The organism is Tardiphaga alba (assembly GCF_018279705.1).
GTDB lineage: Bacteria > Pseudomonadota > Alphaproteobacteria > Rhizobiales > Xanthobacteraceae > Tardiphaga > Tardiphaga alba.
This window is the reverse complement of the sequence record NZ_CP036498.1, coordinates 5,286,990-5,311,459: the sequence shown is the minus strand read 5'-3', so window position 1 is coordinate 5,311,459 and position 24,470 is coordinate 5,286,990. Positions and strand designations below refer to the sequence as shown.

The 24,470-nt window shown below is 63.5% G+C and carries 20 protein-coding genes, 1 tRNA gene and 2 pseudogenes; 12 read left to right on the top strand and 11 right to left on the bottom strand.

Annotation, left to right across the window (positions count from 1 at the left end):
• Positions 1 to 56: 56 nt before the first annotated feature.
• Both RPMA_RS25400 and RPMA_RS25395 read right to left on the bottom strand, forming a co-directional pair.
• Positions 57 to 1,274 (bottom strand): alpha/beta hydrolase family protein, encoded by a 1,218-nt coding sequence (locus tag RPMA_RS25400; protein WP_408056469.1) that lies wholly within the window; start codon positions 1,272 to 1,274, stop codon positions 57 to 59.
• A 91-nt stretch (positions 1,275 to 1,365) separates the two neighbouring features.
• Positions 1,366 to 1,450 (bottom strand) — tRNA-Leu (locus RPMA_RS25395).
• Positions 1,451 to 1,633: 183 nt separating this feature from the next.
• Between RPMA_RS25395 and RPMA_RS25390 the strand changes: the two genes are divergently transcribed.
• Positions 1,634 to 2,167, top strand: a complete 534-nt coding sequence (locus RPMA_RS25390) for a disulfide bond formation protein B (protein ID WP_211910409.1) — start codon at positions 1,634 to 1,636, stop codon at positions 2,165 to 2,167.
• A 53-nt stretch (positions 2,168 to 2,220) separates the two neighbouring features.
• Here the strand turns inward: RPMA_RS25390 and RPMA_RS25385 are convergent, their stop codons facing one another.
• Entirely contained in the window at positions 2,221 to 3,291 is a 1,071-nt protein-coding gene (locus RPMA_RS25385) for an AbrB family transcriptional regulator (RefSeq protein ID WP_211910408.1), read from the bottom strand.
• Positions 3,292 to 3,553: 262 nt separating this feature from the next.
• On the opposite strand from RPMA_RS25385, the gene RPMA_RS25380 reads away from it, so the two are divergent.
• The 5 genes and pseudogenes from RPMA_RS25380 to RPMA_RS25360 all read left to right on the top strand — a co-directional run bounded on the left by RPMA_RS25380 (position 3,554) and on the right by RPMA_RS25360 (position 6,979).
• Positions 3,554 to 4,036 (top strand): hypothetical protein, encoded by a 483-nt coding sequence (locus RPMA_RS25380; RefSeq protein WP_211910407.1) that lies wholly within the window; start codon positions 3,554 to 3,556, stop codon positions 4,034 to 4,036.
• Positions 4,037 to 4,183: 147 nt separating this feature from the next.
• Entirely contained in the window at positions 4,184 to 4,570 is a 387-nt protein-coding gene (locus tag RPMA_RS25375) for a CidA/LrgA family protein (RefSeq protein ID WP_211910406.1), read from the top strand.
• Positions 4,567 to 5,289 (top strand): LrgB family protein, encoded by a 723-nt coding sequence (locus tag RPMA_RS25370; protein WP_211910405.1) that lies wholly within the window; start codon positions 4,567 to 4,569, stop codon positions 5,287 to 5,289. Before RPMA_RS25375 ends, RPMA_RS25370 begins: the two co-directional genes overlap by 4 nt.
• Before the next feature lie 206 nt (positions 5,290 to 5,495).
• A pseudogene (locus RPMA_RS25365) lies at positions 5,496 to 6,274 on the top strand (sulfite exporter TauE/SafE family protein).
• Between the two features lie 33 nt (positions 6,275 to 6,307).
• Positions 6,308 to 6,979 carry a DsbA family protein gene (locus RPMA_RS25360; protein ID WP_211910404.1) on the top strand — a complete coding sequence of 224 codons (672 nt, stop codon included), beginning with the start codon at positions 6,308 to 6,310 and terminating at the stop codon, positions 6,977 to 6,979.
• 108 nt (positions 6,980 to 7,087) lie between these two features.
• On the opposite strand, the gene RPMA_RS25355 is transcribed toward RPMA_RS25360, so the two are convergent.
• On the bottom strand, positions 7,088 to 7,303 hold the full coding sequence (locus RPMA_RS25355) for a hypothetical protein (protein ID WP_211910403.1): 216 nt from the start codon (positions 7,301 to 7,303) through the stop codon (positions 7,088 to 7,090).
• A 231-nt stretch (positions 7,304 to 7,534) separates the two neighbouring features.
• Here RPMA_RS25355 and RPMA_RS25350 point away from each other — a divergent pair, with 231 nt between their 5' ends.
• Both RPMA_RS25350 and RPMA_RS25345 read left to right on the top strand, forming a co-directional pair.
• Positions 7,535 to 8,191, top strand: coding sequence for a DNA-3-methyladenine glycosylase family protein (locus RPMA_RS25350; protein WP_211910402.1), 657 nt, complete (start codon positions 7,535 to 7,537; stop codon positions 8,189 to 8,191).
• A 95-nt stretch (positions 8,192 to 8,286) separates the two neighbouring features.
• The gene (locus RPMA_RS25345; RefSeq protein WP_211910401.1) at positions 8,287 to 9,381 is read left to right on the top strand and encodes a DUF2855 family protein; all 1,095 of its coding nucleotides are present in this window, start codon (positions 8,287 to 8,289) and stop codon (positions 9,379 to 9,381) included.
• Positions 9,382 to 9,385: 4 nt separating this feature from the next.
• On the opposite strand, the gene RPMA_RS25340 is transcribed toward RPMA_RS25345, so the two are convergent.
• Positions 9,386 to 11,170, bottom strand: coding sequence for a chloride channel protein (locus RPMA_RS25340; protein WP_408056468.1), 1,785 nt, complete (start codon positions 11,168 to 11,170; stop codon positions 9,386 to 9,388).
• Positions 11,171 to 11,364: 194 nt separating this feature from the next.
• Between RPMA_RS25340 and RPMA_RS25335 the strand changes: the two genes are divergently transcribed.
• Positions 11,365 to 11,922 carry an HNH endonuclease gene (locus tag RPMA_RS25335; RefSeq protein WP_211910400.1) on the top strand — a complete coding sequence of 186 codons (558 nt, stop codon included), beginning with the start codon at positions 11,365 to 11,367 and terminating at the stop codon, positions 11,920 to 11,922.
• 275 nt (positions 11,923 to 12,197) lie between these two features.
• A complete protein-coding gene (locus RPMA_RS25330; protein ID WP_211910399.1) occupies positions 12,198 to 14,075 on the top strand; it encodes a hypothetical protein in 1,878 nt (625 codons plus the stop codon).
• Positions 14,076 to 14,098: 23 nt separating this feature from the next.
• Here the strand turns inward: RPMA_RS25330 and RPMA_RS25325 are convergent, their stop codons facing one another.
• Positions 14,099 to 15,532, bottom strand: a complete 1,434-nt coding sequence (locus tag RPMA_RS25325) for an outer membrane beta-barrel protein (RefSeq protein ID WP_211910398.1) — start codon at positions 15,530 to 15,532, stop codon at positions 14,099 to 14,101.
• A gap of 249 nt (positions 15,533 to 15,781) precedes the next feature.
• Here RPMA_RS25325 and RPMA_RS25320 point away from each other — a divergent pair, with 249 nt between their 5' ends.
• Together RPMA_RS25320 and RPMA_RS25315 are read left to right on the top strand one after the other, a co-directional pair.
• Positions 15,782 to 16,852: a carboxylesterase family protein gene (locus tag RPMA_RS25320; RefSeq protein ID WP_211910397.1), complete on the top strand. Its 1,071-nt coding sequence runs from the start codon at positions 15,782 to 15,784 to the stop codon at positions 16,850 to 16,852.
• Between the two features lie 82 nt (positions 16,853 to 16,934).
• Complete coding sequence (locus RPMA_RS25315) at positions 16,935 to 17,906, top strand: S1C family serine protease (RefSeq protein ID WP_211910396.1); 972 nt, start codon at positions 16,935 to 16,937, stop codon at positions 17,904 to 17,906.
• A gap of 581 nt (positions 17,907 to 18,487) precedes the next feature.
• On the opposite strand, the gene RPMA_RS25310 is transcribed toward RPMA_RS25315, so the two are convergent.
• The 5 genes and pseudogenes from RPMA_RS25310 to RPMA_RS25290 form a co-directional block, all read right to left on the bottom strand.
• The gene (locus RPMA_RS25310) at positions 18,488 to 19,450 is read right to left on the bottom strand and encodes a DUF1775 domain-containing protein (RefSeq protein WP_211910395.1); all 963 of its coding nucleotides are present in this window, start codon (positions 19,448 to 19,450) and stop codon (positions 18,488 to 18,490) included.
• Positions 19,451 to 19,494: 44 nt separating this feature from the next.
• Complete coding sequence (locus tag RPMA_RS25305) at positions 19,495 to 21,702, bottom strand: TonB-dependent receptor family protein (protein ID WP_211910394.1); 2,208 nt, start codon at positions 21,700 to 21,702, stop codon at positions 19,495 to 19,497.
• A 66-nt stretch (positions 21,703 to 21,768) separates the two neighbouring features.
• Entirely contained in the window at positions 21,769 to 22,116 is a 348-nt protein-coding gene (locus tag RPMA_RS25300; protein WP_211910393.1) for a DUF2946 family protein, read from the bottom strand.
• A gap of 164 nt (positions 22,117 to 22,280) precedes the next feature.
• The gene (locus RPMA_RS25295; RefSeq protein WP_211910392.1) at positions 22,281 to 23,300 is read right to left on the bottom strand and encodes a WD40 repeat domain-containing protein; all 1,020 of its coding nucleotides are present in this window, start codon (positions 23,298 to 23,300) and stop codon (positions 22,281 to 22,283) included.
• Positions 23,300 to 24,354: pseudogene (locus RPMA_RS25290) on the bottom strand (CobW family GTP-binding protein). Before RPMA_RS25290 ends, RPMA_RS25295 begins: the two are co-directional and overlap by 1 nt.
• Between the last annotated feature and the right edge of the window lie 116 nt (positions 24,355 to 24,470).

Sequence of the window (24,470 nt, the reverse complement as noted above, 5' to 3'; positions counted from 1 at the left end):
GCGCCCTCGTGCTGGGTCCTGCCCGAAGCAGACCCCAGCAGATCAGGCCGATGCAATCAAGGCGCCGTGGCGATTCCGTCGAACCATGCTTTCCATTTCGGAACGGCGGTCGCGAATGTACCGCGATGGCTGGTCGCGCCGGTCGATAGCGCCTCGACGGCAGGATTACCGTTGCCGATCGCGCGTTGATAATTCATGCCGAGCTGGCCAAGGCCGACGCTGATGACCTCGTCGCTCTCGCCGAAATAGTTGCGTACCGGCGATTTGATGATCCAGCGATAGGCCGTGGTTTCCGCTGCGAGGCGGCCATAGGCCGAGGCGGAGAAGAATTGCGGGTCGAAATAGTTCGGCCGGATCAGCTTGCGCAGATCCGATGGCACCTGCGTGGCATCATAGGGTTCGCGCATATAGGCTTTGCGCGCCAGCTCGTAATGCTCCGCCGCAATCACCGAGCGCGCGAGGCCGGGCACGTTGTAATAGTTCTCGAACGAGAATGCCGAGAGGATGAACAGCGACGTCACCCAGGAGGCGTCGTTCTTGCGCGGGAAGTTGAGAAAGCCGTTGAGCGCGACGAAGACGTCGAGCGGCGCGCTCGCCGTTGCCGTCGCATCGACTGCCAAACCTGAGCGCTCGAGCTTTTCAAGCATGGCCATGGTGACGAAGCCGCCCTGCGACCAGCCGCCGAGAAACAGTTTGGTCGTGCTGAGCTTGAGATGGGCGAGCACGGCGCGGCTCGCCGTCAGCATGTCATAGGTCGCCTGCTGATGGCTGGCCTTGACCATATAGCCTTCCGGCTCGGTCGAGGTGCCGAGGCCGAAATAGTCGGCGCCGATCAGCACGTAACCCTGGCCGGCGAATTGCGCGATCATCAATTGCGTTTCCGACGACTGGTCGGGAAAGGAGGGGACCTCCTGCTTTCCGTAAACCGTGCCGTGCTGATACGACACCATCGGGAATGACGGCCCGCCATTTTCGGGGATGGCGAGCAGGCCGGAGGCCGTGGTCGGCTTGTTGCCATGCTCCGGCACGACCGAGGAATAGGTGACGCGATAGAGCCGGACGCCGTTGCGGGCCGGGCTGTAGGTCACCGGAATGCCGGCAAAATTCGGTGTATCGACCTGCAGGATCTTGTTGAGGCGATCCACGTCCCAGCGCGCGATGAATTCATACTGGATGTCCGGGGACAGCCTGACGATCCGGCTATCCTGGGCGCTGACAGGCGCGCTCTGGATCAGGACGGCCAGAAGAACGCAGAAACCCCAGATCATACGCATGTCAGATCATCCCGATCGCTTGTCGACGGGACAGCCCATAGAGCGTCTCTGTTGAAATTCGGTTTCAGGTCGCGCGAATGTTCGCGTGAATTGGTGCCCCTGGCCGGGATCGAACCAGCACTCCTTTCGGAACTCGATTTTGAGTCGAGCGCGTCTACCAATTCCACCACAGGGGCCATCGGACGCCGGAGACCGGGGTCGCGAAGTGGGCGGACTATAGCCGGGACTTTTCGCGGGTCAACCGGCGGATGGGGCATCGCGCCCGCTTGCACGCGTTTTGATGTCGGCCATGTGATCTGCGGGTGTCTCGACAGTCCGGGGTCCTCGCGATAGGACGCGCAGGACCATCGGAGAGCCACGTGACAGCCGTTTCATCCTCGCCCGCCGCGTCCTCCGCCGCGAATCCGGCCTTCCAGGCCGCTGTCGCGGTCGCTGTCATCGCCGTGGCGACCATCGCCGGCGCCTGGTTCTTCGAGCTGGTGCTCGATATCCGGCCATGCCCGCTCTGCCTCGAACAGCGCTATGCCTATTATCTGTCGATCCCGCTGGCGGTTCTGGTGGCCATCGGCGCCGGCCGCGGGGCGCCGCGCGGCGTGCTGGTGGCGGGGCTCGCGCTGCTGGCTCTCGCCGCGCTCGCCAATGCGGTGCTCGGCGGCTATCACGCCGGCGTCGAATGGAAGTTCTGGCAGGGGCCGACCGGCTGTTCCGGCCCTGTGGTGGATCTCGGCAAAGCCGGCAGCCTGTTCGAGCGCCTGGACACCGTAAAAGTCATCCGCTGCGACGAGGTGCAGTGGCGTTTCCTTGGCCTGTCGCTGGCTGGATACAATGTGCTGATCTCGCTGCTAATGGCGGCGATCGCAGCGTGCGGCGCGGTGCGGACTGCGCGGCGCTAGAGTTAGAGCATGATCGTATCCGAAAACCGGTACCCACTTTTCGGGATCATGCCCTAGTCGTCGATATCGTCCTGCGCCTTGCCCAGCAGGTGTACGATCCCCGGCGTCACGATCGACACATAGATGAAGCGCGACAGGTGATGCGCACCGACGAAAATCGGGTCGATGTGCAATGTCAGCGCCAGCGCCAGCATGGCGTCCATGGCGCCGGGCGCGAAGGCCACCACCACGTCGCTCGCTTTCACATTCATCGTCAGCACGATGACTGCGATGAAGGCCGCCGAGATGACCATCGCAACGGAGAACGAGCCGAGCGCCGCCCAGACATGGCTGAGAATGGTGCGCGGCGAAATCTTGCCGAATCGCGAACCGATCAGGCTGCCGATGCCGACCAGGGCTGCGATATAAGCCCATTGCGGCAGCGTGCCGTGGATCCACCCCGTGCCGTGCAGCACCGATGACGCCATCATCGCGCCGAACATCCAGCTTGCCGGAAACCGGATCCACTTCATGAACAGCGCCACGGCGACGGCCGCGGCAGCGAGCGCAAACAGCGCCAGCGGTGTCGCCTCCGGTCCGCGCGAGGGCAGCGGCCCATGGCCGATCTGCCCGGTCGCGGCCAGCAGCAGCGGCACCATGCCGGTGAGGATGATGACGCGAAAAATCTGCACCACGGCAATGCCGGGCACGTCTGCGTTGCGCTCGGTGCCCAGCATGATGATCTGCGACAGCGCGCCGGGGCTGCCGGCGAGCAGCGCCGAGGTGCGGTCCCAGCCATGGATGCGCTGCAAATAGATGCTGCTGCCGAAGGTGACGCAGAACGTAGCGAGCGCGAGCAGCGCGATGGTGACGGGATAGGCGCTGAGATTGCTCACCATTTCCGGCGACACCATCGAGCCCAGCGACAGGCCCAATGTCATCAGGATGACGTGTGCCATCGGCTGCGGGACGCCGACGGGGCGGCCGGCAATGCCATAGACGGCCACCGCGACCATGGCGCCGGAGATCAATCCGCCCGGCAGTTCTGCCCAATAGAAAACCGCGCCGCCGATCGTGCCGAGGACCAGCGTCTCAAGGGTGGTGCGGATCTGCAGGGATGTGGGGAGGGTAAAGGTCAGGGGCATCGGCGACGGTTCGAGGAGCCCTAAGGCTTGAGGAGCCCTCGTTATGGCAAAGTCCGGTGCCGGCGACAAATGCCGCCAAGCCTAGCTGCTGTGCGTGTAACTGATGCGCGCTCCGCAATGGCTGAACGGCGGCTGAATGAACTACACTTCGCGCCGCACATGTGCTCACGATAAAATTTTGTCCGGCTCGCGGGATGTCATTGCCGTTGATGCCCACGGCGCTAGGATAGTTCCGTCATTTCGTATTCAGGGAGACGATGACATGACCAAGCATCTCGCCATTGCAAGTGCCTTGATGATCTCCGGCTTCGCTTTACTGGCGTCGCAGCCAGCCAGTGCGCTGACGGCCGCGGAATGCAGTGCAAAATACCAGGCGGCGAAAACCGCCGGGACCTTGAACGGTCAGAAATGGAATGACTTCCGCAAGGCCGAATGCGGCGCCACGGCTGCGGCGGCGCCCGCTGCAACCGCCGCTCCGGCGGCCGCCGATGCGAAACCCGCGGCGGCGCCTAAGACGGCGGCTGCTCCGGCTGCTGTACCTGCCACCCCGGCCGGTCCGGCGACATTCCCGACGGCGGTCGATCCGAAATACGCCAAGGAAACCGCCGGCAAGGCCCGCATGCATACATGCGTCGATCAATACAATGCCAACAAGGCCGGCAACGCCAATGGCGGCATGAAGTGGATCCAGAAGGGCGGCGGCTATTACAGCGAATGCACCAAGCGCCTGAAGGGTGCAGCCTGATCACACTGGCCGTGCATCGGGTGTTTTTCCTTGGCGTATGATCTTTCCGAAAACCGCTATGCACTTTTCGGGATCATACTCTGATCGACATATTCCACTCCGCGGGCGATAACGCCTCTCCCGCGGAGTTTCCATGACACCCCTCCTATGATTGCCAGCCTCTGTCTGATCCTGCTGTGCCAGCTTGCCGGCGAGATCATCGTGCGCGCGCTCGCCATGCCGATACCGGGGCCGGTTTTCGGCATGCTGCTGCTGTTCATCCTGCTCTTGCTGCGCGATCGCGCGACATTGCTTGCGCGCGGCCCGTTGCAGGGCGGCGGTGTCGAGAACGCCGCCAAGGGGCTTCTCGCGCATCTGTCCCTGATGTTCATTCCGGCGGGCGTGGGCGTCGTGCAGCGGCTCGATCTGCTCGCCGAACATGGCGCTGCCATCGTTGCCGTGCTGGCGATTTCCGTGGTGATCACGCTGCTGGCGACAGTCGGCACGTTTCTCGTCATCGGCCGCCTGATGGCGCGCAATGAGCGTCCGTCATGAACGCCAATCCATTCGCGCTCTGGGTCTATCTTTCGCAGCAGCCGCTGCTGTGGCTCACGGTGACGCTGTTCGTCTATGCGACCGCGGATGCACTGTCGCTGGCGACCGGGCGGCATCCGCTGGCCAATCCCGTCTTCCATTCCATGTGGATCATCGCAGCCTTCCTGCTGCTGACCGGCACCTCCTATACCACCTATTTCAGCGGTGCGCAGTTCGTGCACTTCCTGCTCGGCCCGGCGACGGTGGCGCTGGCCATTCCGCTCTATGAAAATCGCAGGACGGTGTTGGCCGCGATCGTGCCGATGCTGGCTGCGCTGGTGGTCGGTTGCATCACGGCCATCGTGTCCGTGGTACTGCTGGCCAAGGCATTCGGCCTGCCCAAGACCGTGACGCTGTCACTGGCGCCGAAATCGGTCACGGCCGGCGTGGCGATGGGCATCAGCGAATCCCTCGGCGCCGATGCCTCGCTGGCTGCCGTGGCGGTCGTGCTCACAGGCATCATGGGCGCGATCATCGTCACGCCGATGATGAATCGGATCGGCATTCGCGATTATCGCGCCCGCGGCTTTGCCACGGGCCTTGCATCGCACGGTATCGGCGTGGCGCGTGCGTTTCAGGTCGATCCGGTGGCCGGCGTGTTTGCGGGCATTGCCATGGGGCTGAATGCGCTGGTGACCTCGCTGCTGGTGCCGCTGCTGATCACGTTCCTGATGCGCTAAGCGGACAAATTCGTTCACAAGCTGCGGAGCCATGCGCTTCCCTGCATGGAGATGACGGAAAAAGGCCACGAGAACCAGCTTCATCTTCGATGAAGCCGGCTCTCGAATTTTTGTCCATGCGAGCATGATCTTGTCCGAAAACCGGCATCCACTTTTCGGGATCATGCTCTAAGGTCGCGGCCAAAGTAATCGCGAATCGGCGACTGATGATCACGATGATGCAAAGCGTGCTGGGGCTCGGCTCCGGCGCACTGGTGGGATTTTCGCTCGGCCTCGTCGGGGCGGCGGCTCGATTCTCGCCGTGCCGTTGATGGTCTATGTGGTGGGCGTGCCCAATCCCCACGTGGCGATCGGCACCAGCGCCATCGCGGTGGCGGCGAATGCCGCGGTCAATCTCGGCAATCACGCGCGCGGCGGCAATGTGCACTGGTCCTGCGCGCTGGTGTTTGCCGCGGCCGGCATCGTCGGCGCGTTTGGCGGCTCGATTCTGGGCAAGCAGATGGACGGGCACAATCTGCTGGCGCTGTTCGGCGGGCTTATGCTGGTGATCGCCGTGCTGATGCTGAAGACGCGGGCGCGGGTCGGTGCGCATCGTGTCGATATCAGCGCTGCGAATACGCCGGCGCTGCTCGGCCTCGGCCTCGTCACGGGGACCTTGTCCGGCTTCTTCGGCATCGGGGGCGGCTTCCTGATCGTGCCGGCGCTGATGCTGGCCACCGGCATGTCGATCATGAGCGCGATCTCATCCTCGCTGGTGGCGGTGACCGCATTCGGCCTCACCACGGCTGCGAGCTATGCCTGGTCCGGATTGATCTCCTGGACGCTTGCGCTGGTGTTCATTCTCGGCGGGCTGGTGGGCGGCGTCATCGGGACCGCCACGGCCCGCGCGCTGTCGCTGCGGCGCGGGGCGCTGAACGTGGTTTTTGCGGTTATCATTATCCTCGTGGCGCTCTATATGTTGGCCCGCAATATCTATGTGACATGACGGCAGGCGCATGATGCGACCGCGGAGAACATCATGAGCAACATCCGGTTCCCCCTTCGACCGACCCGGCGCGGCCTGTTCGGCCTGGCCGGCGGCGCGGCGCTGTTCGGGATTGCGGGGCGCGCATGGGCTGCCCCCGGCAGCGAGCCGGATGACGATGAGGTCCTGAACGAGGCCCTGGTGCTGCGCGATCCGGATATCCCGTCATCGGGGAATCCGAAGGGCGACGTCACCATCATCGAATATTTCGATTACCAGTGCCCGTATTGCCGCAAGATCGCGCCCGAGCTGCGCGCCGTGGTGAAGGAAGACGGCAATGTCCGCCTGGTCTCCAAGGATTGGGCGATCCTGGGCCCGGTCTCGGTCTATGCCGCCGGCCTCGTGCTGGCGACGCGCTATCAGAACAAGTTCATCGAAGCGCAGGACGCGATGATCAGCCTGAATACGAAGCTCACCGAAACGGTGGCGCGCGACACGCTGAAAAAGGCCGGCATCGATGTCGATCGCGCGCTGACGGATCTGGCGAGCAACAAGGATGCCATCGCCGGCAAGCTGAAGCAGATCGACAAGCAGGCAACAGCCTTCGGCTTCCGTGGCACGCCGTCTTTCATCGTCGGCAAGTTCCGAATCCCCGGCCCGATCAGCAAGGAGCATTTCAAGCTCGCGATCGCCGATGCCCGCAAGGCGGCTGCCGAGAAGAAGTAATTTCAATAGCAAACGTCAAAACGCTCCCGTCCAGGGACGGGAGCGTTTTTGCAGCCGGCTTCAGCCGGTCTCGTTTCAATCCCTCTCGCGTGTCCTCCGCAGCTCCGCTTACGACTTCATCTGCGCCGTCAGCTTCGCCCAATCCTCCTTGGTGCGCGCCTTCAGCGCTTCCCAATTGGTCTGGGCCACGTCCCAGTTGACGATCGTGCGACGTTCCTGCGCGGTCTGGCCATTGGCCACCGTCGATGTCGCCATCGAGTCGTGCATGTAAACGCCGATGCCCAGGATCAGGGCACCCAAAATCATTCCGAACAAGGTCCGCATGGCAGCCTCCATTGAGCCCCGACAACGCGGCGTTCGAGGCTTTGGTTCCGCGGTCGCACACTCCGTCCCTCATCCTGAGGAGCGGTCGTCTTCGACCGCGTCTCGCAGGATGACCGCAAGCTCCGAGTGCTTGTCGCTCATGGTTCGAGACGGCGCCCATTGGCGCCTCCTCACCATGAGGGGCAAAGTTGGGGCATTGATTCACGCGGTTCCTCATGATGACCTTGTTCCATGACCGTGCATCTCACCGATCAATCCGTCCTCGATGCCGCCGTTCGGCAACTGGTGAAAGCCGATCCGCGTCTGAAGCCGATTCTCGCGATGGCCGGCATGCCCGCGCTGCGCCAGCGCGCGCCGGGGTTCGAGGGGCTGGCGCAGATCGTGTGCGGTCAGCAGGTCTCGGTCGCCGCCGCGGCTGCGATCTGGGGCCGTGTTCATGCGGCCTATGTGCCGTTCGATCATCACGCCATCCGCAAAGCGCGCACCGACCGGCTCGGCCGGCTCGGTTTGTCGGCTGCGAAGATCCGGACGCTGAAAGCGATTGCGAAGCAGATGGTCGAGGAGCGGCTCAACCTCGATGTGCTGGCCGAGGAGGATGCCGATGCCGCCCACAACACGCTGGTGGCGCTACATGGCATCGGCCCGTGGACGGCGGATGTCTATCTGCTGTTCTGTCTCGGCCATGGCGATGCCTGGCCCGCCGGCGACGTCGCCATCCAGGAGGCGATCAAGGTCGGGCTCGGCCTCGATGCGCGCCCGACCGTGAAACATATGGCGCCCATCGCCGAATCCTGGCGTCCGCTCCGCGGCGCAGCCGCGCATCTGTGGTGGGCCTACTATCACGCCATCAAGAAACGCGAAGGCGTGATCGCGGGCGCGCCCGCTTGAATGCTGTTTGAAACGAACGTCGTTTTAAACAAGCGGCCTGTCGCAAAACGGACATCGCCTGTGGTGAGACTTTGCGCAAACAGGAGGAGATACCGATGACAGGCATTCGGCAGTTCAATGTGAGCAAGCGCGATCTGGCAACGGTCGAGGTGACGGAGGTGCCACTGCCGTCACACGATGCGCTGCCGGAGGATGCGCTGCTGGTAAAGATCGATCGCTTCGCCTTCACCGCCAACAATATTACTTACGCCATGCTGGGCGATGCCCTGAAATACTGGCAGCTGTTTCCTGCGCCCGAGGGTTTCGGCAATGTGCCGGTCTGGGGCTTTGGCGAGGTGATCGCTTCGAAGCATCCGCAGATCGAGACGGGCGAGCGCCTGTTCGGCTATTTCCCGATGGCGACGCATCTGGTGATCGAAGCTGCGGATGTCAGCAAGCGCGGCCTGCGCGATGGCGCCGCGCAACGGCAGGGTGTTGCGCCCGTGTACAATGCCTATGCGCGGGTGAGTGATGATCCTGCTTTCACGGGGCGCAACGGCGACTATCAGGCGCTGCTGCGTGCGCTGTTCATGCTGTCTTTTCTCGTCGATGATTTTCTGGCCGAGGCGGAGTTCTTCGGCGCCCGGCAGGTGATCCTGTCGAGCGCATCGAGCAAGACGGCCTTCGGTCTCGCGCATCTGCTGCACACGAAGCGTCAGCCGATCCGCGTCGTCGGCCTGACGTCACACGACAATGCAGATTTCGTCGCCTCGCTCGGCTGCTATCACGAGGTCGTCCCCTATGATCGCGTCGATAGCCTGCCCGCGGAGCAGCCGACGGCCTTTGTCGACATGGCCGGCAATGCCGACCTGCGCGCGCGATTGCACCGGCATTTCAAGGATAATCTCGTCTATAGCGGCCGGATCGGCATGACCCATCAGGACACGACGGAGACGGATGGACTGCCCGGCGTCAAACCATCCTGGTTCTTTGCGCCGGACCAGATCCGCAAGCGCGCCAAGGAGTGGGGACCGGGCGGCATCGATACGCGTTTCGGCGCAGCGTGGGCGGATTTCCTGCCGATGCTGGAGACGTCGCTGGCCATCGTCGAGGGCCATGGGCTTGCCGATGTCGAGCGTGTCTATCGCGCCACGCTGGCCGGAAAGGCGTCGCCGCGCGAAGGGCACCTGTTGTCGCTGTTCGAGCGATAGGCCGTCACATCTCGCCAAAGGCTTCGCGGCGGCGCTGCTCGGCCTCTTCGGCATAGCGCCGTGTGGCATGGGATTCGGACAGTGTGCCGAGGACGCGGTGGCTCTCCGCCTCGACCACGGCGAGGGATTCCGCTTCGGCGCCTTCGAACACGACCATGGCGTCGCGGATGTTCATTTCGGGATGCAGCACCACATTGCGGCTGTAGAGCAGGCTGTCGAGGCGGAACGCCGTGACATCGGGCGAATGCGCATCGGGCACGCTGGCGAGGCCGACATAGCAGCCCTCGGAATCCACCACGACCACCTGGTTCTTCGAGCCGAGCGGATATTTGGTGCGGAATTCATCGAGCGGCATCGAGACCTCGACCATGCTGACATCGGGCCGCATCAGCCGCTGGACCGTGAGGTCGCGGATCCAGCCGATATCGGCGGCGCTGCGGATCGTCTCGCCACGCAGATGCAGGCGCCAGGTGGCAAAGGAGTAGCCGAACAGCTCGCGCGTGATCTGCGTCGAGATGATGACGGCCACCAGCACCGCGGTAGTAAGCCAGAGATTGCCGGTGGATTCCAGCGCGATGAAGCTCATGGTCAGCGGGCCGCCGATCACCGAGGCGGACAGAGCGCTCATGCCGATGATCGTATAGATGTTCGGATCGACATTGATCTCCGGCCACAGCGCATTGATGCCGGTGGCGAACAGATGCCCGCCGAGCGCGCCGATGAACAGCGAGGCGAAAAAGAGACCGCCGCGAAAGCCGGTGCCGAGCGAGATGATCGATGCGATGGTCTTCAGCACCATCACGAAGGCAACCAGTGCGATCGGATAGGCCGTCATGCCGCCGAAATGCAGCGCGCCGTGGCCAGACGACATCACCTGCGGCGTCAGCAGCGCGAGCAGGCCGACGCCGAGGCCGCCGAGCGCGGGGCGAAGCGGCGACCACAGCCGGATCTTGGTCAGCAGCATCTCGCACCATGTCACGACGCGCATGATGCCGATGCCATAGGCCGCGGCAAACACGCCAAGCAGCGCTGCCACCAGGAGATCGTGCGCCTCGACATCGCCGAAGCGGCCAGCGACGACGCCGAGGGTCAGTGGCGAAAAGGAGTGCGCGACGAAATAGCCGGTCACGGCCGCAACGCCGACGGGCATCAGGCTGGCTGCAGTATAGCTGCCGATCACCAGTTCGAATGCATAGAACGCGCCGGCCAGCGGCGCGCCGAAGGCGCCGGCAATGGCCGCGGCGGCCCCGCAGCCCACCAGCACGCGCTGATCGGCACGGCGGAGGTTGAAAGCCCGGCCGATGGAGGCGCCGAGCCCGCTGGCGAGCTGGGTGTAGCCGGCCTCCAGCCCCACCGAGGCACCGACGCCGCTCGACCAGATGGTTTGCAGCGAGACGATGACACTGCCGCGAAACGACATCTTGCCGCCATAAAGCGCATTGGCCTCGATGGGGTCGATCTCCCGCGCCGGCCGCCAGCGCAGCAGCCATACAAAGGTCAGTCCCAGAACGAGGCCGCCGAGGGTGGGAACCGCAAGCGCCCGGACCGGATCGATCCAGTACTGGCTGGACAGCCGCTGCCCCCATTCCAGATTGAACAATACGGCGTGCAGCACGCTGACAGCGGCGCCCATGCCGGCCACCACAAGGCCGCCAATGACGCCGATCATGGCCGCAAGGACCGCAAGGCTGGTTTCATGCGCGCGGACGAAGGCACGCAGCCATTGCGGGGCCTCAAGATATCGTGACGAAGTGACCATCAGGCAGCTTTCGGACGTGGCGCGCGTCAAGCAGGGCTCGCGTCCCGCGGCTAGCGGCAGCCCTCTCGTGAGACCACCCGATGTAGCGGAAAAAGCCGGGATTGCGGCATGCTTTTGCGGAGGGGATAGACCAGAGCTATGCCCTTCACAACCCTGTCACGCTGCCTGTAGTATGTGATGACAGGCTGCTTCGCGCAGTCGAATTGTGGAGTCAGGAGCGTTACTTGAACGCACATGTCTCGCAAGGCGGCTGGCCGGTTCTTGTACTCAATGCGGACTTCCGGCCGCTGAGCTATTATCCTCTATCGCTTTGGTCGTGGCAGGACGCGGTCAAGGCGGTGTTTCTCGATCGTGTGAATATCGTAGCGCTCTACGATCACGCGGTGCGGAGCCCTTCGGCCGATTTTCAGCTGCCCAGCGTGGTGTCGCTGAAGTCGTTCGTGAAGCCGACGACGCATCCTGCCTTCACGCGCTTCAACGTCTTCCTGCGCGATCGCTTCTCCTGCCAGTATTGCGGCTCGCGCGACGACCTGACCTTCGATCACATCATCCCGCGCTCCAAGGGTGGCCAGACCACCTGGGAGAATGTCGTCGCGGCCTGCTCGCCCTGTAATCTGCGCAAGGGCAATCTGACGACTCATCAGGCCGGCATGTTCCCGCGCCAGACCGCGTTCTCGCCGACGGTGCACCAGCTGCATCGCAACGGCCGGCTGTTCCCGCCGAACTATCTGCATGAGAGCTGGCTCGATTATCTCTATTGGGACACGGAACTCGATCCGTAGGCCCAGATTGTTCGGCCGTTGTGTTGTGCGCAGTCGCGCAACTACACATCTACCGAATGTCGTGGAGTCAAGCATCGCGCTTCGTATGAGGCTTCGGATTTATTCGCGCAACTATCTACCAGTACAGATCGAGATGCCTTTGTCTGGTACTTAATCGCGTGAAGTAACGAAGCATTGATACCGATTATCGGTGATCGCTTCGCGTTAGGAACGTCCACAATTTCGCACGCTTTAATCCGCCGGTCGCGCTGATGCGACCGGACGGGAGCAGAGCCATGCGATCCACCATTCACAACATCCATCGCGCATTGTTTGCAGGTGTCGCTCTGGCAGCGCTTGGCTCGGCAGGCGCCATGGCGCAGGTCATTCGCTTGCCGACGATCGGCGCGGGACCAGGCGGTGTGAGCATCGGTTCGACCGGCGTGGCCGTCGGCGGCGTGGGTGTGGGTGTCGGCGGTGTGAGCGTCGGTACGGGCGGCGTAGGGCTGGGTGGTGTCGGCGTCACCGCGGGGAGCGTCGGCGTTGGTGTCGGCAGCGTCGGCGTCGGTGCAGGCGGCCTCGGCGTTGGCGGCGTGGGTGTGAGCGCCGGCTCGGTCGGCGTGGGTGTCGGCGATGTCAATGTGGGCGGCAGCGGCGTGAGCGCGACCGATGTTCGTGTCGGTGCCGGGCCGGTCAGCGGCGGCACGGGCTTTGGCGGGGGCGCCGGGTTCTTCTCGGGTGGCACGCAACTCGGTGATGGCGCAGGTGCGCGCCCGCGGCTGGGACTAGGCGGCGGAGCACCGATCTATGTCAGTCCGCGCCAGGCGCGCGCGATTGCACGCGCGGCGCGGGCGGCTGAAGTTTCGGTCGGTGGATCGGGCAGCCGTGCAGCGCGTAGCGAGCGTCCGTTGATCGGGGCAAATGCACTGAGTGCGAGCTCGACCGGTCGCGGTCGTCTCGCCAATGTCAATGTGCTGAACCGTCAAGGCAGCCGGAAGGCGTCGCCGGAAGGACGCGACGGAACACTGGCTGCCGTCAATGTCGGCAATGCCACGACAGGTTCGCGCGGATCCTTGGCGACAGTGAATGTGCTCAACGGTCAACGGCCGGCATCGGGCGGTGCCGCTGGCAGCGAAGCCGCATCGCGAAGTGCTGTCACCGCCAATGTGCTGAACGCAACGCCGGGTCCCTCCGGCGGTCTCGCGACAGTCAATGCACTGAACGGCGCGGGTGCTGCGACCGGCGCACCTGCACCGGGGGCAGGCGCGAGCGGCGGTGCAGTAACCGCGAATGTGCTGAATGCCGCGCCGGGGCCGTCCGGTGGTATTGCCACGGTGAATGTACTGAATGGTGCGGGCGCCGGAACAGGTGCGCCAGCGTCCGGTGCGGCTGCAGGCGGCGGTCTGGTCGGAGCGAATGTTTTGAACGCGACGCCGGGGCCGTCCGGTAGCCTGGCCACGGTGAATGCACTGAACGGTGCGGGAGGTGGAACAGGTGCGCCAGCGTCCGGTACGGCTGCAGGCGGCGGTCTTGTCGGTGCAAATGTTCTGAACGCGACGCCGGGACCATCCGGTGGACTCGCGACGGTGAATGCGTTGAACGGCGCAGGAGCCGGCTCAGGTTCATCGACTGGCGGTGCGGGCGGCAGCAATGGTGGCGCGCTTGCCGCGAACATTCTGAATGCAACGCCCGGGGCATCCGGCACGCTCGGCACGGTGAATATTGCCAATGGCAATGCGGGCGGGACGGCCACATCCGGCACGCCATCGACTGGCGGTGGGATCGTCGCCAATGTGCTGAATGCCGGGCCGGGGCCGTCGGGTTCACTGGCGACCGTGAATATCGGCAATGGTGGCGGCAGCGGCGGCCCCGGCGGAAATCCCGGCGGCAACAATCCCGGTGGCAACAATCCGGGCGGTGGATCGCCGGGTAATGGCGGTGGCCCCGGTGCGGGTAATCCCGGCAACGGCGGTGGCGGCGGAGGAGGAGGTGGTGGTGGCGGTGTTACCATCGGCGGCTTTACGTCGCTGATCGCGAGCGACGGCAATGGCGAAGCCGCTGTCAGTCGTTGCGTCGGCATTCTGCGCGAGCCGGCGCTGTATCGCCGCAACATCCTGATGCAGTGTCGCAAGCTTGTCGATCGCGTGCGCGGCAAGCAGGCGGCGACGCATTGAGTTTGGCGGCGAGCAGCCGGCGATCAGAACTTGCCGTTCGCTGAGACGAGATAGAGGTTGCGATAGTAGGAGAGCGCGCTGACGCCGGCTGCCGATCCTCCGGACGGATCGTAATTCACGCGCCGATAGTCGAAGCCGAATGCCAACTGGTCGCTCGGGAAATACTTGACCGAGGCCAGCGGGCTGATGGTGCGGTCGACACGTCCGCCTGCGGCTTCGCCGAGATAGTCGTCAACCACGAAGGATGCCCCGGCGCCGACCACCAGATTCGGCAGCAGCTTGTAGTCGAGACGGCCGCTCACCGATGACTGGATAGCACTGACGCAGGACGCGCCCGCGGAGCACACGGCTGCATTGGCGCCGATCGTGGTGGGGCCGATCAGGCCGAGGCTCAAAGCCGCCTCCTTGGCTTCGCGCCTGCCTTCGATGGTACCGGTCAATTGATCGGTGAACAGGAAGGCCAGCGAGGCGCCGTAGGTCCAGCTCGATACGTTCTGGAAGCTGATGCCGTTGTAGCTCTGATTCATGTAGCCAGCCCAGACTTCGCCTTTCAGCCGCGCGTTCGGGCCTTGCTCGAACAGGACGCCACCGGTGGTGCGATAGCCGGTGGAGTCGAAGATGCCGACTTTCCAGTCCCGCGTATTGCCTGCGGCCTCCACGAAGACGCTCGTCTGTGGTGCAACCACATAGCCGAGGCGTCCGTTCACCACGGCGATCGTGCCTTCGGCATAACTCAGATCGATGTTGAGATCGCCAATGGTAGGGTCCTTGTAAGCGACGACAGAGCCTGCCGCGCCGACAGACGTCCACCATCGATCAAAGCGCTTGTTGAGTGCGAGCGAGCCGACGCCCTGGTCATATGAAATCGGACGGTCGAAGGCCGTGCTGAGGAGGATGTCGCCGGGGCCGATCGTCTCCGACGTGCCGCGCTCCAGGTGCGCGTGGATGTAACGCGCATTGCCGATGACTTGCGTGTCATTGTCTGGCATCAGCGTAAAGCTGCCGCCGACCGATCCGTTCAACTGGTTCTCGGATTCGAATTTCACATATTGTCGGGCTTCGAGATAGCCGTCGATGCCGACGCCGTAGCCGCTGCCTTGCTTGACCCACGAGAATTCCGGGCGACCAATGAACACGGTGTCGGATGGCCGCAAGGTGCGGCCGGCAAAGACGTTGTCGTCATACATCGTCGCTGCGGTGATGCCGAGGCGCAGCGTGCCATCCGCAAATTCGTGCCCCTTGTAAGGCGCTGATGGTGCGATCGTGTCCGTCAGCGAGGCGTCGTCGGCAACGGGCCGTGATGGTGCGCTCGGCTGCATGTTGGGTTGTTGGCGCCCGCGAACCACAAGGCTGGTGTCGCTGCCGCGCAGCCCGAGTGTTCCTGTGGTATCGATGCCTTGTGCGAAAGCTGGGGTGATGGAGACGGCCGACAAGAGGACAAGCGAGGCCGTACGCATGATTGATACTCCACACCGCTATGCTGCGGCTGGCGCGTCGGTTCGCGGCATGGCCGCAGCAGTTCTCACTGTTGCAGCCACTACAAAACAGAATCAAAGCCAACGAAGCCTTTCTGCAATTCGCGATTAATTTTATGGACTGATTACATTTCCATCGCTGCGGGTTTAAGTACCTATGAAAGCGATCACGGGCGAAGAGATGTGCGGGCTATCGCGCGGCGCCACGTGATGTTCGATCTGGAGGATGTGATGAGCGATAAGGTTGTCGATGACATCGTGGCACTGCTGCCACCGCTCCTGCAGACGCTGGAAGCACTGCAATTCGTCGCGCGACATCTTCATCCGCCGGCTTTCGATTCCATGATGGACGCTGTCGGCCGGCCGGATGTGGCCTTGCAGGAGGTGCGTGCCGGGATGGCGCCGTGGCCCGATGAATTCGCTGACCTGCGCCGCCAGCTCGATACCACCAGCGATGCCGTCATTGCGGGCTTTGCAGGTCTCTGCGATGCGCAGAAGCCGGGCGGCGATATCACCATGGTGTTCCGCGCGGTGCGTCACGCGACGCGGGCGCAGGAGGCGCTCTATGCGACGGTCGGGCGACTGCCGCCGGTCAGTTCGTTTTTCCTGCCGCCGGCGTTGCGCGAGGATGCCGCGCTTGTCGCGCAACTGGCGCAGCCCGCCGCCGAGAATACGGGCGTCATGCATGGCGGGGAGCCGGGGGCACGCGGCGGCTTCTCGCTTTACGTGCCGGAATATTACACGCCGGATCGGACGTGGCCGCTGGTCATGGCGTTGCATGGCGGCAGCGGCAATGGCCGGGCGTTTCTCTGGAGCTGGGTTGCCGATACGCGTGCGCGCGGCGCCATCGTCGTCGCTCCCACGGCGGTCGGTGGCACCTGGGCGCTGATGGGCGATGATCCCGACACGCCGAACATCGCCCGCATTCTCGAATTCGTGCAGGGGCGCTACAACGTCGATCGATCCCAACAACTGCTGACCGGCATGAGCGACGGCGGCACCTTCTGCCATGTGAGCGGGCTTCGCGCGGACTCACCTTTCACGCATCTGGCGCCGGTGGCCGCGACCTTCCATCCGCTGATGGCGCAATTCGCCGATGCCGATCGGCTGCGCGATCTACCGATCCATCTCGTGCATGGCCGGCTCGACTGGATGTTTCCGGTGCAGACCGCGCGCGACGCAAGGGACGCGCTCACCGTGGCGGGCGCGCATGTCGCCTATCGCGAGATCGACGACCTCAGCCACGCCTATCCGCGTGAAATCAACACAGTCCTGCTCGATTGGATGAGTATCCCTCGATAAAACCGGTGCGTGCTGGACTTTTGCGCGCCCAATCGGTTCCTATATGCTCGGTGGGCGGGCGATTTCGGACGAGGAGATGTGGATGCCATCATTGACCGAATGGAAGGTGCCTGCAGGCGTTCAGCCGCGCCCGGAGGATTTCAAGTTCGATCTCGATCGTGCGCTCGACGCCGTCGTCGGGCTTCACTGCATCATTCCCGAAGATGCCTTCACGGCGGAAACCCTTGGCACCGAGCGCGCCGGCAATGGGGTGCTGATTGACGAAGGTCTGATCCTCACTATCGGCTATCTCATCACTGAAGCGGAGACGATCTGGGTGCATCTCGGCGATGGCGCCGTGGTGCCGGGCACGGTACTCGGCGTCGATCAGGAGAGCGGCCTCGGCCTGGTTCAAGTGCTCGGCGATATCGACATCATTCCGCTCAAGCTGGGCACGTCCAGCGCTGCGAAGCCGGGTGATCAGGTGGTGGTCGGCGGCGCCGGCGGCCGCACGCGTTCGGTGTCCGGCAAGATCGCAGCTGTCCAGGAGTTCGCCGGTTACTGGGAGTATTTCATCGACGATGCCTTGTTCACCCATCCCGCGCATCCGAACTGGGGCGGGGCGGCGTTGATCGACGGCAAAGGCGAGTTGATCGGGATCGGTTCGTTGCAGATCGAGCGCGAGCATGGCGGGCAGAGCGAGCATCTGAACATGGTCGTGCCGATCGACCTGCTGAAGCCGGTTCTCGATGATCTCCGCAAGTTCGGCCGGGTCAACAGGCCGGCACGGCCATGGCTGGGCCTCTATGCCGCCGAGGTCGAGGACAAGGTCGTGGTGGTCGGGATCGCCAAGCGCGGACCCGCCGCCCGGGCGGAACTCAAGACCGGCGACGTCATTCTGGCGGTGGATGGCGAAGAGGTGCGCGATTCCGCCGAGTTCTATCAGGCCCTGTGGAGCCTTGGCGCGGCGGGTGTCGATGTGCCACTGACGCTCTACCGCGGCGGAGACACGTTCGATGTGGAGCTGGTATCCACTGACCGCGCGCGGATGCTGAAGGCGCCGCGGCTGCACTGACTGGTCCTGACCGACTAAGGTGATCAAAACGAAACGGGACGATGGCGCCGCAGTGCACTATCGACCACAGGTCATGCTGCCGTGTGATATGCGACTATAGTTCACGCACTCCACACGCGATTGTGGGGGCGAATAGCGGCTTGTTCGATTGCAAGCTATCAAAAATCGTTAAATGCTCCGAAACCTCAGAAGTGCTGATTCGTAGCTGTTTCCGACATTATTCTGCTTTGCCTCAATATTGTTTCAGAACATACGGCCGTTCTCTCGGGCGCTAATGCCCAGTCGAGGTTTTCCACATGTCGCCCCGTGGGCACTCTTTCAACAATGACAATATTCGCACTGGTCACCTGAAATGCGATCGTTGCCGAACACGCATTCTGCTGAAGTCCATTGATCAGTTCGAGGGGTTCGAGACCCGCTCGTTCGAATGCAGCCACTGCGGAGCAGCGAAGCTGGTGCGCGTGGAATCGCGGCCGCTGGATTGGGGCGACGTGGTCGTCGATCGCAGCAGTTGCTGACAGGGGCCGCGCGATCTGCGCGACCCCATCTCGTTTCGTTCATCTTTCGATGAGTGAACCCGTCTAGTGGGCGTGTCCGCCACCAGCAGGCGCCGATGCTCCGACGGCATTCACGTCGAGCTCGACATCGACCTTGCCGGCCTTCTCGAACTGTAGTTGTGCCTTGATCTTTTCGCCTTTCGCGAATGGCTTCTTCAGGTCCATCAGCATCAGGTGATAGCCGCCGGGCTCGAGCTTGACCGTGGCGCCCGGCTTGATCTCCAGGCCAGCATTCAACGGGCGCATCTTCATCACGCCATCGGTGACGCTCATTTCGTGCACTTCGATCCGGCTGCCGCCAGCGAACGAGCCGCCGATCAGCCTGTCGCTGCTCTTTCCGTTGTTGGTCACCGTGAGATAGCCGCCCGCCACCTTGGCTGCCGGTGGCGTCGCGCGCGTCCATGGCGCTGAGATCATCAGGTCGCCCGCATGGATCATGCCGGCCATCTGCGCCATCGCGTCCTTCGCAGGCGCGGCTGCGAGGCGCACTGCCGGTGCGGGTGACTTCAGGCTGTGCGAATCCTGTCCGGCTGCGGGAATCTGTGCCCAGTCTTCGGAGCCGTTCTCGCAGGTCTGCAGGGTCGGCAGGTAAAGCGGCGCATCGGCTTTCAGGGAAGCCGGCAGGTAGGCCGAGAAGACGAACTCGTCATAGAAGTCGTTCTCGAGTTTCCCCGTCCACGAAATCTGCTTGATGCCCTCGGATGCCTTCATGCCATGCATGAAGTCGTAGCTCTGCGCATACGGACCTTTCTTGGTCTCGATCAGCCAGCCCGGCTTCGGCATCGGTTTCACCGCGATCATGCCCTCGGGAATCTGCACGGTGATCTTTGTCGTCGGCGAGGCACCGCAACCATGCGGCACGGCCAGCACGGCGCGATACGATCCGCCGACCGTGGCCGTGCCACTCTGCACGAACACATGGGCAAAGGCCGGTGCGCTGGCTGTGCCGAGCGCAGCGATAAGCAGCAGCGTGGAGCGGTTCGTCATGAGATGTCCTTTCGCGGTCTGTAGTCTAGCGTGAGATGTCATTTTCACCACCTTGCCTTGACGCCGACATAGACGGCGCGGCCGGTGCCGGGTTCGAACAGGGGCGACGCGGCGGTGGCCTGGTTGAGGATGCTGGCCGATGCGATGTAGCGGGTGTCGAGGATGTTGCGTGCCTCGATGTAACCCGAATAGGTCCCGCCATTGTCGACGCCGGCCTTCAGGCCGAGCAGCGCATAAGGTTCGGTCTTCAGCGTATTGGCGCTGTCGACATAATAGGATTCCGGCACCCATTCGACATTGGGCCCGAGATAGAATCCATTGGCGTGCTTGTAGAGCAGTTCGGCGCGCAGATAGTGACGGGGGGCACCGGGCAGCAGGTTGTTGCGGAACGTCGCATCATTGTCGAAGCGGAAGTCGTTCAGCGTATAGGCCATGTTGAGCCACAGCCTGTCCGGCTGCGCCGATGCGTCGAACATGCCCTTCAGCACCGCGATGCCGAGACCGGCTTCGATGCCCTGATGGATGGTGCGGTCGGCATTGGTGACGTTGCAATTGCCGAAGGCGCTGTAGATGCACTGCAATTCGTCGGTGATATTGGCGCGGTAGCCGGTCAGCTCCCATGTCACGTCAGGGCGCCGCCCGCGCGTGCCGATCTCGTAAGTCGTGGCGCGCTGCGGACGGATGCTGGTGAAGGGAATGGTCGGGATGCCCGGCCCATTCGAACTCTCGCCGAAGCTCGGGACTTCCGCACTGCGCGAGATATTCGCATAAGCCTGCCAGGTCGGATCGATGTTCCAGAGAACGCCGCCTTTCGGACTCCAGAGATTGAACTCGGTCGCGCCTGATTGATCACCGTCGCTGAGGAAACGATCCTGACGGTTACGCGTCGCATAAAGGAACTGCGTGCCGCCGATCAGCGCGACGTTGGGAAGGAAGTAGAACGAGTTTTCGACATAGACCGATGTGTTCTTCGATCGGTCGATCGACGACGACGTCAGTGCGCCCTTTTGTCCGGCGACGTTGACATACTGGTTGTTATCGATGCGCCCGTTGATGAGATTGACGCCAGCCACGAAGACGTTGCGATAGCCGCCGATCATGCGATCGTCGGTGACTTTCGCGAAGCCGCCGTAGTCCTGATAGCGATAGTCCAGATACTGGAAGATCGGATGCATCAGGTGACGATCAACGCCGAAGATGCCGAAATCGATGGTGGTGTTGTCGAGCCGGATCGTCGTCTTGTTGGCGAGGCGCACGGTGTCGATATTGCGCTGCTGATCGCCGGTGATGTTGTTCGCCGCTGCCGTGGTCGGTGAATTCAGCGCTGATTCCTTGCTCACCGAACCGGGAATGCGCTGTCGCACAGTGTTGGCGTTGAGATAGAAGCGCGTCTCGAAGTCCGGTGAGAATTGGTAGCCCACATTGCCGCTGACGCGCGTCGCATTGCCGTAGCTGTGGTCGCGGAAGCCGTCGGCGGATTGCGTGGAGGCGGTGATGAAACCGTCCCACGGGCCGTTGGCGCCGCCGGTGGAGGCCTGCAGGCGGCGGAAGCCGAAGGCGCCCATGTCGAGCGATACGGCGTTGAGCCAGGGATCGCGGCCGGACGGCGTCACGAAATTGATGGCGCCGCCGAGCGAATTGGCGCCGAAGCGCAGCGCGTTGCCGCCCTTGAACACCTCGACATATTTATAGGCGGTGGGGTCGATCTCCTGGAAATCGCCATAGCCGTCCGCGGTGTTGATCGGGATGCCGTCCATGTAGAGCTGCACGCCGCGCAGATGGAAGTTCCGCGACAGGCTGGAGCCGCGGATCGACAGCCGCGTGTCGTCGCCCCATTTCGGCTGAGCGAACACGCCGGGCACATAGTCCAGCACATCCTTGATGGTGTTCGACGGCGTGGAGTTCTTCCACGCATCCGCCGTCACCAGCGCAACACCGCCGGGCGTCTGCTGGATCTCGCGCAGCGCCTGTTGTGCGGTCAGGACGGTGAGGGAGCCGGGTACGCGGGACGCGGGGGCCGCGGTAGGCGAGGCGGGCGTTGCAACCGGTGCCGCGGCCACGCCGCGTGCCCCGGTGTTCTGTGCCGTTGGACGCGGTTTGCGCGGTGCGACACTGCGCTGCTGCGCCGGTGCATCGACGGTCACCGCCGGAAGCGATGTGAAAGGGCCTGTTTGGGCCACTACCATGCCTGGGACGAGCGTGGCCGCGGATGCGAGCAGGACGCCGCGCAGCCGCATGGAAACGGATAACATGAGGTGAAACTCCACCGGGATTGAACTGAGCGCGCGTAGATGCGCGGCGCAAGGCGTCGTGGGACGTCAGCTCAGCTGCGGTGGTGCGCGGGCCCGGTGGTCGGACGTTGCCCGTTCCGCGACGATGCGATCGTCCGGCGCGGTGAACGGCGTAATCGCAATGGCGATGCGCGTGATGGCGAAGGTGGCAATGGCTGGCGGTGCGCCGGGCGCATGGGTGCCGAGACAGGCCGGGCAGTGAACCGCCGGTGCACCGGTGGTCTTGCCGTTGTCGTCGAGGGATACGGCGAGATCGGGATGGGTCAGGCAGAGCTCGAAGCCCGCGGCCTGTGCGGCCGGCGAGACCGATGCCAGGATCAGGCTCGACAGCACCACATTGAGGACAAGCGCATAGACCGCGGCCAGGGAAGCCACGGCGCCAAACCAGCGTTTGCGCGATCCATGTGTCACAGGTTCAAACCTCTCCCTCGATTAGCACGGGAGAGGAACCAGTCAAAGCGGGGAGATCATGAAACCCGTCACGGTGGGAGAGATGCATGAGCAACTCTCCCCGGCGGTGTTACGCTGGCGTGAGCTAGCTAGACGGCGAGCAGCCCCGCATCGCCGTTCTGATCGGCGAAGGCGAGCAGCGAGCCGCGCGCGTTCCAGGCGAGGGCCGTCACTGGCTCACCCTTGTTGGCGCGAACGAGAATTTCTGCGCCATCGACCAGTCGCACCATCAAAATCGTGCCGTCGCTATAGCCGCAAGCAAGAATGTCCTGCTTGGGATGACAGGCGACCATGGTGACCTTCGCCTTGAGCGGGGCCAGCATCGCCGGCTCCTTGCCCATCGGGCCGTCCTTGGTCGTGAATGGCCAGACGATCACCGTATCGGCGCCGGAGGTCGCAAGGCCCTTGCCGCCCGCTGTCCAGCCGATCGAGCGCACGCGGGCGGGATAGCCGGTCATGCGCATATGCTTGCCATCGGCGAGCCGCCAGCCGTGCAGGGCGGGTTCATGCATCGCCGTGACGAGGAATTTGTTGTCCGGGCTGAAGGTGACGCCGAGATGCGAGCCCTGCCATTCCAGCACTTCGGCGCTGCCGGCCATGTTGGGAAACCACAGCGTCACGCCGTTGTAGTGCGCGATGCCAAGCCGCAGGCCCTTCGGCGCGAAAGCGAGACCGCCGACGGTTGTCGGCACGTCGAAGAATTTGAGCTCGCCTTTCGGCGCCTGCACAAAGGCCGTTTTGCCGGCCGACCACGCCACAGCGCCGTCGGGATGCAGCGCGACATTGTCGATCCAGCGGCGTTTGGCGTCGGTGGCGAAGGTCGAGACCGCGCCGTCGCGATCGAGAGCGACGACCTTGCCGTCGTCGCACCCCATCACGATCCGCTTGCCGTCGCTGGCGCTGCAAAGGATCGCGCCGAAGGCGACCTCGACCGGCGTCGCACTGCCATCGGGATCGACCAGCGTGACCTTTTCCTCGGCGCCGACAAAGGCGGCCTTGTCGCCGAAAAAATGCACGGCGGAGACCGCGGCACCGATCGTCGCTCCGACTACGCGGTCGGTGACGGAGACGATCGATTCTTGCTCCTTGAGCGGATTGAAATCGGACATCAGGACGGAATGATCTGTGCGAAGCCGTCGCGGATCAGCTGCTCGGGCAATTCGCGGCCAATGAAGACGAGGCGGCTTTCGCGCTTCTCGTCATCCTTCCATGCGCGCTGGTGATCGCCTTCCAGCATCATGTGCACGCCCTGGAACACATAGCGCTCGTCATCGCCGGAGAATGAGATGATGCCTTGGAACGCAGGATCCTGCCGCCTTCCTTGGCCATTAGGTCCTGCAGCCAGGGCATGAAAGTCGAGGGATCGAGCGCCATGTCGGTGCGCAGCGACAGCGATTGCATGTCCTCGTCGTGATAGTGCTTCAGCCCGTGACCGTGGTCGTGGCCATGATGATGGTGATGATCGTGGCCATGGTCGTGATCATGATGGTGGTGATCGTGATCGTCGGCGTTGAGGAATTCCGGTTCGATCTCGAGGATGCGGTCGAGGTCGAAGGCGCCACGGTCGAGCACGTCTTCCAGCTTCACCTGCGCGCGCGTGGTGCGATGCAGCTTGGCATAGGGATTGATCGCACGGATGCGGGCTTCGACCTCCGCGAGCTCCGGCGGCGTGACGAGATCGGTCTTGTTGAGGACGATGACGTCGGCAAAGGCGATCTGGTTCTTGGCTTCCGGCGCGTCCTTGAGGCGGTCGCTCAACCACTTGGCATCGGCCACGGTGACGACGGCATCGAGCCGCGCATTGGCCTGCACGTCTTCATCGACGAAGAAGGTCTGGGCAACCGGCGCCGGGTCAGCGAGGCCCGTGGTCTCGACGATGATGGCGTCGAATTTGCCCTTGCGCTTCATCAGGCCTTCGAGGATGCGCACGAGGTCGCCGCGGACGGTACAGCAGACGCAGCCATTGTTCATCTCGAACACTTCCTCATCGGCGCCGATGATGAGGTCGTTGTCGATGCCGATCTCGCCGAATTCATTGACGATGACGGCGTATTTCTTGCCGTGGTTCTCGGTGAGGATGCGATTCAGCAGCGTGGTCTTGCCGGCGCCGAGATAGCCAGTCAGCACGGTCACGGGAATTTTTTGGGTGGCGGCAGTCGTCATCGAGGATTCTCCAGGCGCGGCCCTCACCCTGAGGAGCGCGCCCTCGCGCGCGTCTCGAAGGGTGAAGACGAAGATCGAGGAAGGCCGCCATCCTTCGAGACGCCCGCTGGCGCGGG